Source organism: Nocardia nepalensis (assembly GCF_048910785.1).
GTDB lineage: Bacteria > Actinomycetota > Actinomycetes > Mycobacteriales > Mycobacteriaceae > Nocardia > Nocardia nepalensis.
Map to the genome: position 1 here is coordinate 374,605 of NZ_JBKBET010000041.1, position 16,293 is coordinate 390,897.

Annotated in this window: 11 protein-coding genes and 1 pseudogene; 7 read left to right on the forward strand and 5 right to left on the reverse strand. The window is 62.8% G+C overall.

What is annotated here, in order from left to right:
- Nucleotides 1–86 precede the first annotated feature (86 nt).
- Nucleotides 87–1,118, reverse strand: coding sequence for an alpha/beta fold hydrolase (locus ACHQ4I_RS41665; RefSeq protein WP_420777428.1), 1,032 nt, complete (start codon nucleotides 1,116–1,118; stop codon nucleotides 87–89).
- A 234-nt stretch (nucleotides 1,119–1,352) separates the two neighbouring features.
- Between ACHQ4I_RS41665 and ACHQ4I_RS41670 the strand changes: the two genes are divergently transcribed.
- The 5 genes from ACHQ4I_RS41670 to ACHQ4I_RS41690 all read left to right on the forward strand — a co-directional run bounded on the left by ACHQ4I_RS41670 (nucleotide 1,353) and on the right by ACHQ4I_RS41690 (nucleotide 6,401).
- Complete coding sequence (locus ACHQ4I_RS41670) at nucleotides 1,353–1,898, forward strand: hypothetical protein (RefSeq protein WP_420777429.1); 546 nt, start codon at nucleotides 1,353–1,355, stop codon at nucleotides 1,896–1,898.
- A 508-nt stretch (nucleotides 1,899–2,406) separates the two neighbouring features.
- Nucleotides 2,407–2,832 (forward strand): hypothetical protein, encoded by a 426-nt coding sequence (locus ACHQ4I_RS41675; protein ID WP_420777430.1) that lies wholly within the window; start codon nucleotides 2,407–2,409, stop codon nucleotides 2,830–2,832.
- A gap of 3 nt (nucleotides 2,833–2,835) precedes the next feature.
- Complete coding sequence (locus ACHQ4I_RS41680; protein ID WP_420777431.1) at nucleotides 2,836–3,879, forward strand: tyrosine-type recombinase/integrase; 1,044 nt, start codon at nucleotides 2,836–2,838, stop codon at nucleotides 3,877–3,879.
- 625 nt (nucleotides 3,880–4,504) lie between these two features.
- Nucleotides 4,505–5,530, forward strand: coding sequence for a hypothetical protein (locus ACHQ4I_RS41685; protein ID WP_420777432.1), 1,026 nt, complete (start codon nucleotides 4,505–4,507; stop codon nucleotides 5,528–5,530).
- Nucleotides 5,531–6,173: 643 nt separating this feature from the next.
- Nucleotides 6,174–6,401, forward strand: coding sequence for a hypothetical protein (locus ACHQ4I_RS41690; RefSeq protein ID WP_420777433.1), 228 nt, complete (start codon nucleotides 6,174–6,176; stop codon nucleotides 6,399–6,401).
- A gap of 295 nt (nucleotides 6,402–6,696) precedes the next feature.
- On the opposite strand, the gene ACHQ4I_RS41695 is transcribed toward ACHQ4I_RS41690, so the two are convergent.
- Complete coding sequence (locus ACHQ4I_RS41695; RefSeq protein WP_420777434.1) at nucleotides 6,697–6,930, reverse strand: hypothetical protein; 234 nt, start codon at nucleotides 6,928–6,930, stop codon at nucleotides 6,697–6,699.
- 290 nt (nucleotides 6,931–7,220) lie between these two features.
- Here ACHQ4I_RS41695 and ACHQ4I_RS41700 point away from each other — a divergent pair, with 290 nt between their 5' ends.
- Entirely contained in the window at nucleotides 7,221–8,012 is a 792-nt protein-coding gene (locus ACHQ4I_RS41700; protein WP_420777435.1) for a thioesterase II family protein, read from the forward strand.
- A gap of 70 nt (nucleotides 8,013–8,082) precedes the next feature.
- Here the strand turns inward: ACHQ4I_RS41700 and ACHQ4I_RS41705 are convergent, their stop codons facing one another.
- Nucleotides 8,083–8,265 carry a transposase gene (locus tag ACHQ4I_RS41705; RefSeq protein ID WP_420777436.1) on the reverse strand — a complete coding sequence of 61 codons (183 nt, stop codon included), beginning with the start codon at nucleotides 8,263–8,265 and terminating at the stop codon, nucleotides 8,083–8,085.
- A gap of 697 nt (nucleotides 8,266–8,962) precedes the next feature.
- On the opposite strand from ACHQ4I_RS41705, the gene ACHQ4I_RS41710 reads away from it, so the two are divergent.
- Nucleotides 8,963–11,728 (forward strand): DEAD/DEAH box helicase, encoded by a 2,766-nt coding sequence (locus tag ACHQ4I_RS41710; RefSeq protein WP_420777437.1) that lies wholly within the window; start codon nucleotides 8,963–8,965, stop codon nucleotides 11,726–11,728.
- Nucleotides 11,729–13,615: 1,887 nt separating this feature from the next.
- Here ACHQ4I_RS41710 and ACHQ4I_RS41715 read toward each other — a convergent pair.
- Both ACHQ4I_RS41715 and ACHQ4I_RS41720 read right to left on the reverse strand, forming a co-directional pair.
- A pseudogene (locus ACHQ4I_RS41715) lies at nucleotides 13,616–13,825 on the reverse strand (IS21-like element helper ATPase IstB); the annotation flags it as partial.
- A 288-nt stretch (nucleotides 13,826–14,113) separates the two neighbouring features.
- A partial coding sequence (locus tag ACHQ4I_RS41720) for a type I polyketide synthase (RefSeq protein ID WP_420777438.1) occupies nucleotides 14,114–16,293 on the reverse strand: 2,180 nt, incomplete at its 5' end.

Sequence of the window (16,293 nt, forward strand, 5' to 3'; positions counted from 1 at the left end):
GAACGGAGACGGTCGCCGCAGCACACGATCTCCGACTGAGCCCTCACACTCGAAGCCGCCGACCGGCAGCCTTGCGGCCGTATTGATCAGGCGTCGGGGCCCCTGGTCTCGTGGTCCGGATTGTCTTCAGGGCGATTGTGATTGGGAATCTGACTGCCGCCTCCATCACCTCCACCTCCACCGGGTGCGCCTCCACCTCCGCCTCCCATGGGGCCTCCGCCTGGTTGGCCTGGTTGGCCCGGCATCCAGCCGATCAAAGGGTGGAAGAAACCGGCTCCTGCACCCCCACCCCCACCTCCGTTCGGGCCGCCAGCGCCGCCGGAGCCCGGTGGGACGACGACGACATCGGAGTCACTCCACCACCGTCTCGGTGTGGCGGATTGCGACACCGACGTGTCTTGGTGGCGATCTCGATGATCGTCGATCGCTTCTTGAACCCTGCGGCGGACAGCGAGGTAGCTAAGGTGATCGTGTGAGTCAGGGCGAATAATCGTGAAGTGGTCTCCAGGAAGACTGCCGTAGAAGCGGTCTGGGAAGACCGACTTAGCCGACACAGGCGGGACGATCGCATCGGTACTGCCCGCGTAAGCCCAAATCGGGATGCGCGTGGTCGGATCGTCTGAGTGCACAACCCGGTTGATCACCTCAGCCCGGTTTGCCGCGGTGGCCTCGTTGAGCGGGCGGAGTCGGCGCTCTTGACGATGGCGCAACGGAATCATGCTGCGTGTGCGATACAGCATCGGCGATCCGTCAGTGGGGCACGCGAACATAACGACACCGGCGATGTCGGCGAGTTCATCGGTATTGCCGGACCGCAGGCGGTCGGCAAGGTATTGCTGGACGATCAAGCCGCCCATGCTGTGGGTAGCCAGGACGACCGGCCGCACGGTGACGCGGTCTCGCAGCGTCGTTCGCAACAATTCGGCGGCGTCGGGCAGGCTGGGAATCCGGCGTAGTGGGTTTAACTGGACGATGCGTGTGTCGTACTCAAACGGCACGATCGATACTTGCTCGGCGAACTCCTCATCGGAGGCAATGACTTCCGCGAATTGCTGCCAGGTGTGCCTCCCGGACAAGAACCCATGCACGAATACGATTGAGATCGGTGAATCAGTCAACAAATTCCTCCCAACCAAGCAAGCCTGTGCGACGCAACGAGACCGAGTCTGCATATTGTGCCCGTCGGGACCGACATCATGAACGTTCGGTTGTCAGCCTCCAACTGGGCGGGGGCAAGGATCCATCCCTTTGTAGTGCTAGGGGATTCGACAGCGCATGAAGCCTGCGGGCCGGCTGGATGACCAGATGCGCGCCAGCCGCGGGATGTCGCTGGCCGGGAATACTGTTGCTGTATGGGGATTTTGCCTCGGGTGCAGCTTCGCGACTGGGATGCCTGTGATTCATCGACGCACAAAACCGTGTTCGGTTGGTGTGATCACCCAGAGGTGCCAGCGCACGCTTCACGGGGAATGGTGGCCGCGATGGTGTTCCGGGTCCCTGATCCGGCAATCAGCCCTCGCCGTCTGGCGGCCCATACTTGGGTGGCCCACTATGGCGATGAGCCGGTGGCGTTCGTCGGTGGTGACCTCGTCGCCGAGTGGGTTACGCCCGAACAGTTCTACCCCGCCCAGCCCTCAGTAGAGATGCCGGGACCACTGTTGACGATATCGACGCTGGTGGCCCCTGAGTGGTGGGGACGCGGTGTTTCGGCTGCGGCCAAGGCCGCAGTGATGGCTCACCCGGTGGCCGAGGCAGTGGAAAGCTTCCACGTCAGTATCCGCGGCGATAACACCCGCAGTGTGAAAGCGATCCTCAAGATCCCCGGCGTCCAGTTCGTCGGAACCTCTGCAGAAGACGGTCACCCATGGCGGCACTATCGCTGGCCACCGTGGCAGTAGCGTGGGGCAAACGAACGCGGGGCATCAGTGGGCGGGCCGGACGAACTCGCGCAGCCGTTTGTCCCAGGTGCAGTCGGCGTGACCACCGGCGAGAGTGGCCAGAATTCGCCACGCAGTAGCGGAAAACCTCGTGGCCCAACACATGGCAAACAAAGGAAGCACCGCAGTCGAAGCGAATCCCGAATGCCACCAACGGATTACAGGAAACCAGCCGGACACGGCGACGTGTTTGACCTCTGTTTGCTTCTGCCCTATCGTGATCAGGGTCAATAACTCTTAAACACGCCGATGTGTCATGTGCGACCCGACGTAGGGGTTCAAGTCCCCTCTCGCGCACAAAAACCCGGCAAATTTGCCAGATCTGACGGATGTGTGTTCGAGCGCACTCGAACACACGGAGGTCACCTGTGGTTTTGCCAATTGACCAGCGGAAACTTGTGGCGGACACGCCAGAAACCGTCACCGACCGGCTAACGTTCTCGCGTTGCACCGCTGAGCGGGTGTCGCGATGATCCCGCCGCTGATTCCCCCGCAGGCACCGCTCGAGGAACTGATCCACGGCCCGCTGCCCACTCCCGAACCGCCGATACGGGTACCCGATGCCGATGCGGTGTACGGAATGTCGACGGTCGGCGACGGTGGGCGGGTCAGCGACCGTCACGTCTTGGGCTCGCTGGGCTGGATACCCGGCACCCGTTTGGAGGCCATCGCGGTCGACGGGGTCGTCGTGGTCCGCCCGATTCCCGGCGGGGCGGTCCGGATCACGTCGGATGGCTACCTCCGGATCCCGTACCGCGTGCGCCGCCAACTGTGCCTGTTCGTCGGCGACCGCGTCCTGCTGATCGGGCACCGTCGCCACCGCCAGCTGGTCCTGCACCCGCCAGCAGCGCTCGACGAACGCCTGCGCGCCAGCCTGGCCCTCATGGAGCGGTGACCCATGGCAACATCGCCTGCCCTCGCAGCTACGCCCAACGCCGAGACCGTCGCGGCCGCGCGAGTGCTACTGACACAGATGGGAATCTCGCCAGCGGACCTGGTCGCGACCTGCACCGAGGTACCAACCTTCGGACAGATCGTTCCCGCGGTGCGTCAGCGCCTCACCCCAGGTACACGACGGACATACGGCACCCACCTCGACCGGCTCGAACGCGAGTGGACCAACCGACACCTCGACGATGTGTCCAAACCCGAACTCGACGAGATGACCGAACTGGTCCGAACGACGAGCCGGGTCAACCGAGCCTCCCGAGGCGGAGCCACCGCGGCACAGCACTTCGTCTCAGCGGCGAGATGCGTCTATCGCTACGCCGAGGAGAAGGGCTGGATTCGCCCCAGCGACAACCCGGCCCAACAGCTCGCCATGCCCACCCGCAGCACCTCCCGCCGCTACGCCATCCCCGCCCACCAGCTCGCCGAGATCATCGACGTCGCCGCAACCACCGGCAACGACCCCGAACTGGACACCCTGATTCTGCGCCTGCACCTCGAAACCGCCTGCCGCCGAAGCGGAGCCCTCGCACTGCGCCCGCACGACCTGGACCCCGTCCAGTGCCTGGTCTACCTCCGCGAGAAGGAAGGCACCGACAGATGGCAACCAGTCTCCCCCATCCTCATGCACCATCTAATCGCCCACGCACAACAACGCAAAAGCCCACAATCCGAACAACTCCTGCGATACCGCAACGGCAAACCGATCACCCGTAGGCGCTACGACCACCTATGGAACCGCATAGGCGACACACTGCCCTGGGTCCGAACACAAGGCATCACCACCCACTGGCTCCGCCACACCACCATCACCTGGGTAGAACGAACATTCAGCTACGCCGTCGCCCGCGAGTACGCCGGACACCGCAGCAAAACCGGCGGCACCACAACCACATACGTCAAATCACACCTTCAAGAAGTCGCAGCAGCACTAACAGTTCTCACCGGCCAACAACACCCACTCGTGGACGAAATGACCTCCGACATTCACTGAGTCAGTGTGTCCGTTCGTGCCCCCAGCGCGGCTCGTACAGCATCGACACCAACCCGCAGCCGCCGCGAACTGCTGATTTCCGCCGACGTCGAGGTGATTCGGCGTTTCCGCCGTCGTTCAGAGAGCGGGCGGGCAGTGACACCGAGAAGGTTGGCCCCGACCGCACGGCAGGACAGCCCGGCGCGATCCCACCCGATACGACACAAGGTGTTGTGCTGCACGGATGTGTCAGCCCCAAGATATAGAATCACGGAGGGTTGAGGCCTGGTTCCACCCCGCGAGAACTGAATACCTGCAATACAACGCCGAGGCCCTGGCCGGAAGCGGAACTCCCAGCAGGGCCTCGGGTGTGTCTTGGTACGATTTCCCGATGCTACGTCACCCCATCACGCGCCGGGCGCGGAACCCGGGGTGATTTCTGACCGAGTTGCGCTCACCGGTGACAGCCGCCTCCTCGGAGTCCCCGGAAAACGGCCCATTCGTGGTGCCGGAATGGAGTCGAGCGTGACCACCACCGAAGACCAGGGCGAGGAAAACTCGCCCGCCGATTCCGTGATCATCGTGCCGCCTGCGGTGGTGATGCCCTGCTATGCGGAGATGCCGCGTTCGCAAAATTGCTCGTGCGTTGGAGACACTGCCGCCGGGCGTGCAGCAGTTGCTGGGCGTCGACCGGTTCCTGCTCGGCATCCTGAACGTCGTGGTGTGCTCGGCACACTGCCTGCTCGACCCCGACGACGTGCGGCCGCTGGTCGAACGGTTCGACTGGTTCAACGAAGCAATAGCCGAACTCGGCCTGGAGCCAGGCCCACAGGCCGGGCACGCACTGGCCGACTGGCTCACCTCGTTCGCCACCGAGACCCGCCTTGAGCAGATCAAGAAGGTCAAAAGCAGCACATGGAGAGCGTTTTTGCGCCGGCTGGTCGGTGCCGCCGCCTTTGACCGGCTCGCGTCCGCGGTCCGCGCCGACGTGCAAGTGATCACCGATGTGATCGAGTGGGGCAGTGTTCGGACGCAGCCATTTGCTGTGGCGTTCGACGACTGCATGTCGGTCATCGGTTCGGATAGGGTGTCCAAATTGTTCGGGATCGAGGAAACCGTGACCGCGCTGGAGTTGGTACGGCGCCTGCACATCGCGACCACAAAACTGCGGAGCGAGAAGCTCGGCTATGAGTTGGACAGCGCGGCGCTCGAACCCATCACCGACGCCGCGCAACTGGTCGACGAACTGCGCGCGATGGCGTCTGGGCCCACCCGGGAGGCACTCGGGCAACTCAGCGGCCCGTTGAGCCGCAAGCTCGAAGGCGCACGGTTCGCCCTCGACGAGTCCGTCGACGGTGCGTCCCAGGCAGCGAACTCACTCGTCGAGCTGCTGGACCGCCTGCTACGGACCGCGTTCCCGCCGCACGAAGTCAGGGCCTGGCTCGACAGCACCGGACCCGACTACGTGCACTCCCTTCCCCCACCTCGCCACGGCCGACCAAGCGCGCCGAAGCGCTGTGCTTCGTCTACGGCGGCAAGGTCACCGAGCGTGATCCCTCACCGATCCTGGATGCCTTCGCCGATGTCGTGGTCAAGATCCGCAGTCAACTCCAGGGCATCAAGCACGCCGACACCGGAACCCGGGAAGAAGCGGAACAGGTCCGGACTCTGATCCACAGCATCGAGGGGTTCTTCACCATCATCATCCGGCTTGGGTGGGGCGCAACGGAAGCCGACCGGCTCGCCGAAATCCGCAGGCGCTTCGCCGCTTGAACTCGCCAACAGCCCTGGTCGTTTCGACCAGACGACACGACCAGGGCGGGACCATCACTCAGAAAGACTTTCGTCATCCGTTCCCATCAGGGCAGACAACACACGGCCGCCGCACACGCAATCGCCGATAACTCACTCCCGCACCAGATTCCGGACCACCAAAGCTCGCCACCCCACCGCTGCATAGATATTCGAGGCCACCAACGCGGCACCGCATCAGACGTCTGTCCTACCTCACGATCAGAACACCGCCCCATGATCACCCGCAGTGATCACGTTCGCGCACAGTCGATCTCATCGGCAACCGCGCAACCGAGGCGTGGATGTGGCCCATCATCATCGAAGGATCGATGGCACAGGCGACCGTCGCGCTGCTCGCTCTCGCGCACTCCCGTACGACACGTGCACACGCGACAGCTGCTCACCGCGCCCCTGCCAACCCGGACCTCACAACCACACGATCCGACGACGAGCGCAACACTATTGAGACGAAAACCGCTCGTGCGCACTCGATCTCCCACCACGGACTTTCGCCAAAGAAAGTGCGCACCCACTCCGAAACCGAATCGCCAGCCCTCCCTTGGACACTGGTCGCGACCGCACTCTGCGAACGCGACCCCGCACGCCGCCGGGACCCCGCCGAAGTCGCCGCCATCCTCACCCGCCACTACGACGACGGATGGACTCCCACCCAGATATCCCACGAAATCCACCGCAGCAGATCCACCATCAGCAGAATCATCAGCGACGCCGCACAACTGCGGATGTAACCAGAATCTGGTACGTCATCCACAGGTCCTTAAGTAAATGAAAGAGTAAGTGTGTCAGTCAGTGGCGCATGCACGTTTATGTACTCGAAAGGACCGAATTGACCGAGATCGAAGGCTATGCCGCACCAGATTCGAGACAGTGTGCGAGCGTTCCGAGGGAGTTCTGCTGACGGGGTGGAGATTCGGTGCGGCTGTCAGCGTCTATCAGCACAGCAGGCCGGTCGTCGATCTCTGGGGAGAAGTGGCCGATCCGCGCACCGATGAGCGGTGGCTTCGGGATGCTGCAGCGGTTTGTCTACTCGACGACCAAGGGTGCGACGGCGGCATGTGCACTACTGCTGGTCCAACGTGGCGATCTCGAACCGGATGCACCGCCTGCCATGCAGGTGAGGACCAACGCTGTTGCGTCCTCATCGATCTGCGGCTCCGGCGCGAACGCAAGATAGTCCTGCGCAAATTTCACGACGCTGTCGATCGCCATGCGCCGCCTCGACAGCGCGATCAGTTCCTGACGAAGCTGCTGCGTCACATGTATGCCGGCTACCCGTACCCGGCTTCGGAATAGGTCGGCGACCGCACGCGGGAGGGTGTACCTCGATAAGCGCCATGCCAGCGCAGTAGGTATCGTCGCATCAGGTCGGCAAACGATGATCCGCCTCCACGGGCTTACCGCAAGATCATTGTGATTGACGTAAAGCCACGCAAACATTCTCCTCTACAACAGGATTCGGCGAATCGGCACCCTGGCGGGGACTATCCGGTCTGCTAGGGTTGGCGAAGAGATTCGCGGCGCTCTGGCGCCATAGAGGGGGCTGATTCATGGCAGGCGGCAGCGAGGGCAACGACCTATGGGTCCGTCGATACAACCCCGCACCGGATCCAGCGGTGCGACTGGCGTGCATGCCGCACGCCGGCGGGTCGGCGAGCTACTTCGTTTCGACATCCCGACTGCTGGCTCCGCAATGCGAGGTGCTGGCTGTCCAGTACCCGGGCAGGCAGGACCGTAGACGCGAGCGACCCTTCGAGAACGTCACCGACCTCGCCGACGCCGTCGCCCAACAGTTGCTCGTCTGGACCGATCGGCCGATGGCGCTGTTCGGCCACAGCCTCGGTGCCGTCGTCGCGTTCGAGGTGGCGTATCGCCTGGCGGCCCAGGGGTGCACACCGCTCGCACTCATCGTCTCCGGTCGGCGCGCTCCCTCGCGATACCGCGCGGAGAATGTACACACCCGCGACGACGAGGGCCTGCTGCGGGAAGTGCGGTCACTCGGCGGGACTGATCCGCTCGCGCTGGCCGAACCCGAGATGCGGGAGATGATCCTCGCCGCGCTGCGCGCCGACTATACCGCAGTGGAAACCTATCGCTGCCCCGATCGAAACCCATTGCAGATACCGATCTATGGCCATTTCGGGCTCGATGACCCGCAGGTCACGATAGAGGAAGCCCAGAGCTGGGCAGCTCACACCACGAGCCACTTCGAGCTACATACCTATCCCGGTGGCCATTTCTATCTGAACACCCAGGCGACAGCGCTGACCGCCAACATCCGCGGAGTCCTCGCGTCCGAGACGGTGCCGACGAACCATCCGACGATCTCCAGAACACGGTAACTTTGTCCTGCTCGGCGACTTGCCTTCGCAGCCGCAGCAATTCGGCGCGTTCAACGGCATCGAGGGGCTTCTAGCCGCACGTCTCGGCCGCGGTGATCCGTCGGCGCTCGTCATTGACCCGGGTGCTCAACACGGTCTCGTGGACGCCGAGCTCGCGGGCGACCTCGGTGATCGTGCGATCGGAATCGATCACCTGATCGGCAGGCTCGATCTTGTATTCGGCCGTGTACAGCCAGCGCTTGCGTAGAGGCATGAGGATATCCTTCCAGCAGGACTGCAGATCCTGCCAATTCTGATCCCGCTTCGGCGGAGAAACACCAAGATCGCCATCCGGTGTCTACGCCACGCCACCCGACGTTGGGACGAAAGCGGCTTCGGCCACTATGTCGCCAAAGGCTATGCCCTACATGTACCCTCACCAACACCTACGCGCCAGCATCACCTACAGCCGGCCGGGATCGAGGAAATCGCCGCAGCACTGGCGGCGTTGACCGGCAAGACCCACCAACTCACCGTAGAGCCAGGACTGGAACGGCATCAAGCCGACCAAATCCCTTTCGACCTGCTGAAATCCGCCATCTGACCAGCACCACAACAGGATTCGCAGGATTGCGAAGCACGCCAACGCCCGAAAACCACCTGGCGCAGCGCCAGTGGGGCTCCGCTAGTACAGTTTGTGCGTCAACCAGCGCATGCGACTGGTCGGCGATTACCCGAAGTGCCTCGGATCCAACGCACGAGGATCCGGGGTACTTTTCGCCCCTATCGACTTCACATGCCAATCCGGTTCCGAGACCGGACGGTTCACTGTTGATGATCCATCCTGTCGAGGGTGCTCTTTGGCGAGACACTCAGTGTCGTAGTGGTCGGCTAAGGTAACCGGGTCGCACACGTTCGTCGTATTCGGCTGTGGATTGCAGCACCAGGTACGTAGGTCGTCTATGGAGGTCATGATCGCGCTGATGCAGATCGAGAATGATGCGCCAGTCCTCACCGATCCCGGGCCACCAATTATGTGGATGAAGATCTGCGACCCCGACACCGCGCTGCCCCCCTTCCCCGCCGGAACCGATGTCCGCGTGTTGATCCCAACCGGCGCATCGTTCGCCGGGCTTCGGGAATCGCTTCTTGCACAGGGTATTCCGTACCGTGAAGTGCGGTTTCTCCGCGAGCAGGAAGTGATCCACGATACGAATCCGCAGCGACGCCTGACCGCCACCATCGGGATCTCCGGTCGAGCCACACGATCGTCGCATCCCTTGACAGGTGCGACAGCCGAAGCGGCACGCGACGGGTTCGAGCTGATGTGGCACGATCATGCCCGCGCTGCAGTTCTCTCGATTCGACCGGTTCCAGCGGAAGAGATCGTTCCTTCGGAGTGGGTACGCTTCCTTCCCCATCCCGTCATGAATCCTGCCCAGGCAGAGGCCATTCCACACATCGTCGGTAGCGATGATCACCTGATCGTCGCTGCCCCAACCGGTGCAGGGAAAACGGTCATTGGGATGGTTGGCGTTCTGCGAACAGTGCTGGAGCAGGGCAAGAAAGCGGCATGGCTGGTGCCCCAACGCTCACTCACGGAGGAATTGAACCGCGAGCTCGACAGCTGGCGCAGTCGCGGGTTACGTGTCGAACGATTGTCTGGTGAGCATCGTGTCGATGCCGAGCGCATCCGCGCAGCTGATCTGTGGGTAACGACAACCGAGAAGTTCGAGGCTCTCAGCCGAACAACATCCATGCGTCCAGCTCTCGCTGAGGTGGGATGCCTAGTCGTCGATGAAATTCATCTGCTGGGGGACGAATCGCGGGGGTCGTTCCTCGAGGCGATCCTTGCACGTGTACGAGACGACGGCTCCCGAATCCGTATCGTCGGTCTGTCGGCGACGGTCGCGAACGCCGATCAGCTCGCGTCGTGGCTTCAGGCCCGAACAGTCCGTGTTGGTTGGCGCCCGACTCAACTCACGTGGCAATTGCCGACGGTTCCCAACCACGCCGACTGGGGTGTGACCGAGGCCGCCAAGATCCGTTTGACCGCTTCGATTGTCAACGCTGTTGCCGATGGCGACGGCAGCGTCCTAGTGTTCTGCGGCAGCAAACGCGGTGTCAGGCGTACAGCCTTGATCATCGCGGCGAGTCGAGGTGCCGACGTATTCAACGTCGACCCGGATGACCTCGACGCCGTCTACGCCATTTGCCAAACCGCCAAAATAGGTCTCCATTACAAGGGTTGGGAACACAAGAAGGAAGCCGAGCAGGGCTTCCGTACACGTGAATTGGACGTTCTTGTTGCCACCTCAACAGTCGCGGCAGGTGTCAACATGCCGGCCCGCGCGGTCGTGGTGCAAGACACCGAAGTCGGCATGAAACCGATCGACGTCGCCACTGTCCAACAGATGTTCGGGCGCGCCGGGCGCTTGGGGGCTGGCGAACGTCAAGGGTGGGCGTTCCTGCTTGTGAACGAGACCGAACGAACAACCTGGCAACGCAAGCTGCTCGCAGGGTTTCGGGTCAACTCCCAGATCCACTCGAGTCTGTCCGAACACCTTCTGGCAGAGGCGATCCAAGGACGTATACGCTCGGTCCGCGACGCGGAGCGATGGTGGAAACAGACCCTTTCCTATTATCAGGGAAGGCACGACACGGCACCACTGCGACAAGCTGTCCGTTTTCTCCGCGACAGTGAGTTCGTACAACGCGATCACGCCTCCGCCGCCGATGGGTTCATCCCCACCGAGCTCGGCACGGTGACCGGTCGGCTAATGGTTTCCCCTACGGTTTGTCAGAAGCTTCGGCAGGTCCTCTCGGCCATCAGCGTTCCAGAATCTGCCGACGTCGCTGAGGCCGAGATCATCGATGCGTTGGCCACTCATGTCCCGCAACTCGCACATGCAGCCGTGAGCGAAGCACTCAAATCCCGTGTTCTCCACTTGAAATGGGCGCGCGGAATAATTGATAGCCGACCCAACGGATTCGAGGGCTCTCACCCGCTCGACGATGCCACCGCCGTTTACGCTCCAGGCGACTTGGCACGCGCAGCGATGCTCGCAGTCGCCAACTCTCCCAAAGCCTTTCGTCGCGACGCCCGCACCATCGGCGGGATTCCATACTCCACGATGTCGCCGGTTCTGGAGGAAGCACCTCGATACCTTCACTGGCTGGGCTGCCAGGGATTCCTGTCAACGGTACATCCGTGGGTTGCAATTGTGGCAGCCGACCTGGGACGACGCATCCGCTGGCGTAAGTGCCAGCCTCAGCGGGGTTCGGGTCGCTTGCTCTGGATGGTCGAGCAAATGGCCACCCCTGCGTACGCCGAGGACATCGTTCCAGATATCTGGACCGCAGCGACCAACCGTGGCCTCACCAACCCTGACTGGGCGGAAACCGGACGTCCTAATGGCTGTCAGCTCAATCAATCTGATTACGCGACGTTGCTGAAGGATCGAGTTACCGGATCTGAGATCGCCTTGTTCGATGATCGTGTCGAAGCCAGTTGTGCAACAGCCGCCACTCTCATCGTCTGGTCCGGATCCAATTGCGTCGCCGCCCCAGCGCCGCAAGGATCGATAATGGTGTTACGAGCAACGCTGCCCGAGTCACGTTCCCCTGCTGGCGCCGCGCTTTTCACCCGCCGTGGCGACTACCGCGCAACCGGCTGGCTCAGTACCTATCATGACATGGAGACTGTGTCGAACTTCGTTGATGCACAGAGTAGGTGACCCCTTGCCGTTCCGGCCGATCACCGTACCTTCATCCTCCGCTACTGCCACCATGTCGGCGCTCCCGGTAACTGCCGTAGGCCACAGCCTCCGCTGCGCGAAACCACACTTGATCTCGACCCTCTGCTGTCCGGGCGTCAACCCGCCACTCTGCGCATGAATTCAAGCTCATAGGTGTCCATCGAAGCCAGGTCACGGCTCGTAGCGGGCAGACGACTGCAATCAGCAACTCCCGCCAGAGGAACTACACCCGTCGGAGTCGTGCATGCTATTGTCGGAAAGCGTCAGACCCGACACTCGGAAGCCATCACAAGGACTACACCACACATGGGTAGCTATACAGTCGTTATAATTCCGGATTCTGTGAATGGGGACGGGAGTGACGTTCCTAAGCTCAGCATACAGGTCGATACCACGCCACCGGATACGCGTGTAACCGGAATTGCCATCAGCACAACGGGGCCTACCGGACTAACATCTCAAAAGGTACTCGGCATTGAAGTCGAGGCGATTGCGCGAGCCCTAGCCCGCCGGTTCTTGTCATCCGGACCATACGACCCATTTGGTGGATCTCCAGCGGCGGCGTCCACGCAGAGGCAGGACCAAATGGCCCGTACAGCGACTGCAGTTCCTGAAATGAACACCCCCGAATCAGGTCCACGCATTGCGGACGAAGAAGGCGGAAGAGCGTACCGGCGAATGCCCGATGTCGACGAGCTTCGTGCGGTCTACAAGCAGGTAGGTACGGTTACCGCAGTCGCAAAGCATTACGGTGTTCCTCGACATACAGCTCAGGGATGGATGGGCCGGTTACGCAAGCACGACCAATCTGTGGAAACTGGTTCCACAAACAACAATTAGACCGTCACCTTGAACGGACTTGATAGGCAATGACAGACAGCTACACTATCGCGATCTCGAACATCCGTACCGGTGTTTCGATGGCTAGTGCAACAGTCGAGATCGACGCAGCCGGTGTCCGAATAACTGAGGTGCGCGCCGAGAACAGCGGAGAGAGCTTCGTTCCAGAGGCCCTGGGGCACATCGATTTCTCTCTCCTTGTCCACACCGTGAACATGCTGTCGGGGTCGTTCGCGCAGCCGAACCTGGTACCCGCGTCAACTCCTCCGCCAGACAGCCCGCAACCAGCAGAGTCCGAGAATGATTCGCCCGTCCTGCCTGAGAGCGGCGGTAGGTCGACTCAGTCCGGCGGTGACTCGGAGGCTCCCAAACGTGCACAACTCCAGCGAGGGCAGCGAGCGGGAGCGCCAGCAGATTTCGGTGTGACCTACTGGCGGCTAGGCAGTATTTCCAAGGTTGCTAAGCACTACGACGTACCCCACCACATCGCTCAGGACTGGATAAAATCCCTTCAACAGCAAGGAAAGCTCGCCAGCCCCTGGCCCTCGAAATCCTCACGCACGCTGCGCCCAAAGTAACCGCTACGGCAGCTGGCTCAAGCCTGCGTCTAGCAATCCATCCGATCTTCGTGAATTAGGCGCTGCTGACGCAGGAAGTATGCTTGGTCTAGCCCAGTACAGGTCTCGTCGCCCAGATGTGCCAGCGGGCGCGAATTTCTCCGGCAGTGAGTGGGATCAGTTGGCCGCTCGCGCCTTGGGTTCAAAGGCGGTCGCGGTGTCACAGTGATCGCCACCAACAAATCGCTCGCCGGGCGCATCCCGGACTCGGTAGGGCACTCGGCGCGCGCCGGGCTGTCCGATTCGGTCGGTCGCATGGATCGAAAACAGTGCTCGTCACCGGCGGTGCCTGTGACATCGGCTCTGTCGTCACCCGCCAACTCATCGCGGCCGACACCAGGTGGAGGTCATCGGCAATCTCAGTACCGCCTTCCGCACCAACATCCCCGCCGAAGCAGTCGTCCACCAGATCGCCGATCAAACACAGCGACAGACCTTTCCGGATCCATTCGCATTTGGCCAGGGTGTGGACGGTGGCCGGGTCGACGTGGGGTTGGCGTCGCAGTCGAAGGCCCACAACGATTTGTCGCGCGGGCAACCTGACGGCCTCGATGCGGCAGCGGGCACGGTCGTCGCATTCGGCCATCAGCAATTCGGCGAGGAATCCGCGGTAGGTCATCATCTGCTCGTGTGGGATGGATACCGTAATAGCTGGTCATAGGCGGCGCCTGAGGGCAGCAGTGGCGGCTGCCCCCAGGCGGCGTTCTGTCAGCGAAGCGACTGTGGCCAATGGGCTTTCGTCGAGTCCTCGGTAGTCGGCGGGGTGAGTGGATCGGTCGGTGTCGGCGGCTTTGCGTGCGTCGAGCGCGACCGCGTCCGTAGTCAGCGCGCCCGCCCCCAAGGCCGCGGCTGGATAAGCCAAAGCCGACCGCCACCACAAAAGAGTAATCTCCCTTCGAGCTAATGCTTATTCGCTTGAATTAGAGTTCAGCGCCATGGCAATGAGTCCCGCTCGATCCAAACTGTCGATCACCTGCTCCTTAGCCTTCTCCTCATCTCTTCGTTGATAACTTTCGCCTGCCAGCGAGTACAGCTTTCCCAGAAGTCCGGAGTCCTTAAGATCTTTCATTGGAATTTTTCGGAGAACCTTCCAGATCTCATCCTCTTCATTGAGCGTCGGCTGGACCCATCCGCTCAATTGCTCGTGGAGGTAGCCGGCCAGCGCGGTGGGGGTGGGGTAGTCGAAGATCAGGGTGGGGGTCAGGGTCAGACCGGTGCTGGTTTGCAGCCGGTTGCGTAGTTCCACCGCGGTCAGCGAGTCGAACCCGAGGTCCTTGAACGCTTGGCGGGCATCGATACCGGTGGTGTCGGTGTAGCCCAACGCGATCGAGGCCTGGGTGCACACCAACTCGGTGAGCAGTCGACGTTGTTCGTCGCTGCTGAGCCCGTGCAACCGCTGCGCTAGCTCCGACCGCGCCGCCGCGGTGCTGGTTTCCACCGTGCGTCGCCGTGGTGTACCGGCCAGGACACCGAACAGCGGTGGCAGGAACGCGGCGACGGTGCGGTCGCGCAGCATGCGGTAGTCGAGGCGGGCGGTGGCCACCGCGGGATGGTCGGCGACCAACGCGGCATCGAACAACGCCACCGCTTCTTCGACACTCATCGGCACCACACCGGTGCGTTTGAGGCGCGCCAGGTCACGGTCGCTGAGGTGTCCGGTCATGGCACTGGACTGGGCCCACTGCCCCCACGCCAGCGACATGCCCGGCAGTCCGGCGGCTCGCCGGTGGCTGGCCAGCGCGTCGAGGAACACGTTGGCCGCCGCATAGTTACCCTGCCCGGGCGAGCCCACGGTGCCGGCCATCGAGGAGAACACCACGAACGCGGCCAGATCCCGTTCCCGGGTCAGTTGGTGCAGGTTCCAGGCCGCGTCGACCTTGGCTCGTAGCACCGTGTCCACCCGTTCGGGTGTCAGCGAGGTGATGACCGCGTCATCGAGCACCTCGTCGGCATGGATGACCGCGCTCAACGGCGGGCACTGCCCCAGCACGTCGGTGAACAAACGTGTCGCGGCCTCACGATCGGCCACATCACACGCCACCACCCGCACCTGGGCGCCCGCGGCACGCAACTCCGCGACCAGCTCGGCGGCGCCTTCGGCGTCACCACCGTGACGGCTGACCAACACCACATGCCCCACCCGGTAGGCGCCGACCACATGACGGGCCAACGCGGCACCGGCCATCCCGGTCCCACCGGTGATCAACACCGTGCCCGCAGCGATCGCCGCCGGCAACACCTCGGGCATGGTCAGGACCACTTTGCCGATGTGGCGTGCCTGGCTGAGATAACGCAGCGCTTCGGAGGCGCGGCGCACGTCCCAGGTCTTGACCGGCAACCGATGCAGGACACCGGTCTGCAGCAAACCCACCACCTCGACCAGCATCTGTTCGAGGCGTTGCGGTTCGACTTCGGCCAGGTCGAACGCTCGATACCGCACACCGGGGTGGGTTTCGGCGAGGACACCCACCTCACGGATGTCGGTTTTGCCCATCTCGATGAAGTGTCCGCCGCGGGGCAGCAGCCGTAGCGAGGCGTCGACGAACTCCCCGGCCAGCGAGTTGAGGACCACGTCGACACCGCGGCCGCCGGTGACCGACAGGAAGTGGTCGGCGAACTGCAGCGACCGGGAATCGCCGATGTGATCGTCGTCGAATCCCATGGCACGCAACGTGTCCCATTTACCGCGGCTGGCGGTGACGAAGACCTCCGCGCCCCAGTGCCGGGCCAGTTGCACCGCGGCCATGCCCACCCCGCCGGTCCCGGCGTGGATGAGTACCGACTCCCCCGCGCGCAGCCCGGCCAGATCCGCCAGCCCGTACAACGCGGTCAAGAACACGATCGGTAGCGCGGCGGCCTGCTCGAACGACCAGTCGGTGGGCATGGCGACGACCAGGCGGCGATCCACCACCACCTGTGAACCGGCCACTCCCAACAAACCCAACACCGCGTCCCCGGCGGCGAGGTCGGTCACGCCCGCGCCGACCTCGAGCACGACTCCGGCGCCTTCACCGCCCAACGACGGGTTCTGGCCGGGATACATTCCCAACGCCACCAACACATCCCGGAAGTTGACGCCCACCGCGC

Bases quoted from the DNA above. Each gene is read 5' to 3' on its own strand.
- ACHQ4I_RS41670 (WP_420777429.1), top strand. From the start codon at position 1,353: ATGGGGATTTTGCCTCGGGTGCAGCTTCGCGACTGGGATGCCTGTGAT.
- ACHQ4I_RS41675 (WP_420777430.1), top strand. From the start codon at position 2,407: ATGATCCCGCCGCTGATTCCCCCGCAGGCACCGCTCGAGGAACTGATC.
- ACHQ4I_RS41680 (WP_420777431.1), top strand. From the start codon at position 2,836: ATGGCAACATCGCCTGCCCTCGCAGCTACGCCCAACGCCGAGACCGTC.
- ACHQ4I_RS41700 (WP_420777435.1), top strand. From the start codon at position 7,221: ATGGCAGGCGGCAGCGAGGGCAACGACCTATGGGTCCGTCGATACAAC.
- ACHQ4I_RS41705 (WP_420777436.1), bottom strand. From the start codon at position 8,265: ATGCCTCTACGCAAGCGCTGGCTGTACACGGCCGAATACAAGATCGAG.
- ACHQ4I_RS41710 (WP_420777437.1), top strand. From the start codon at position 8,963: ATGATCGCGCTGATGCAGATCGAGAATGATGCGCCAGTCCTCACCGAT.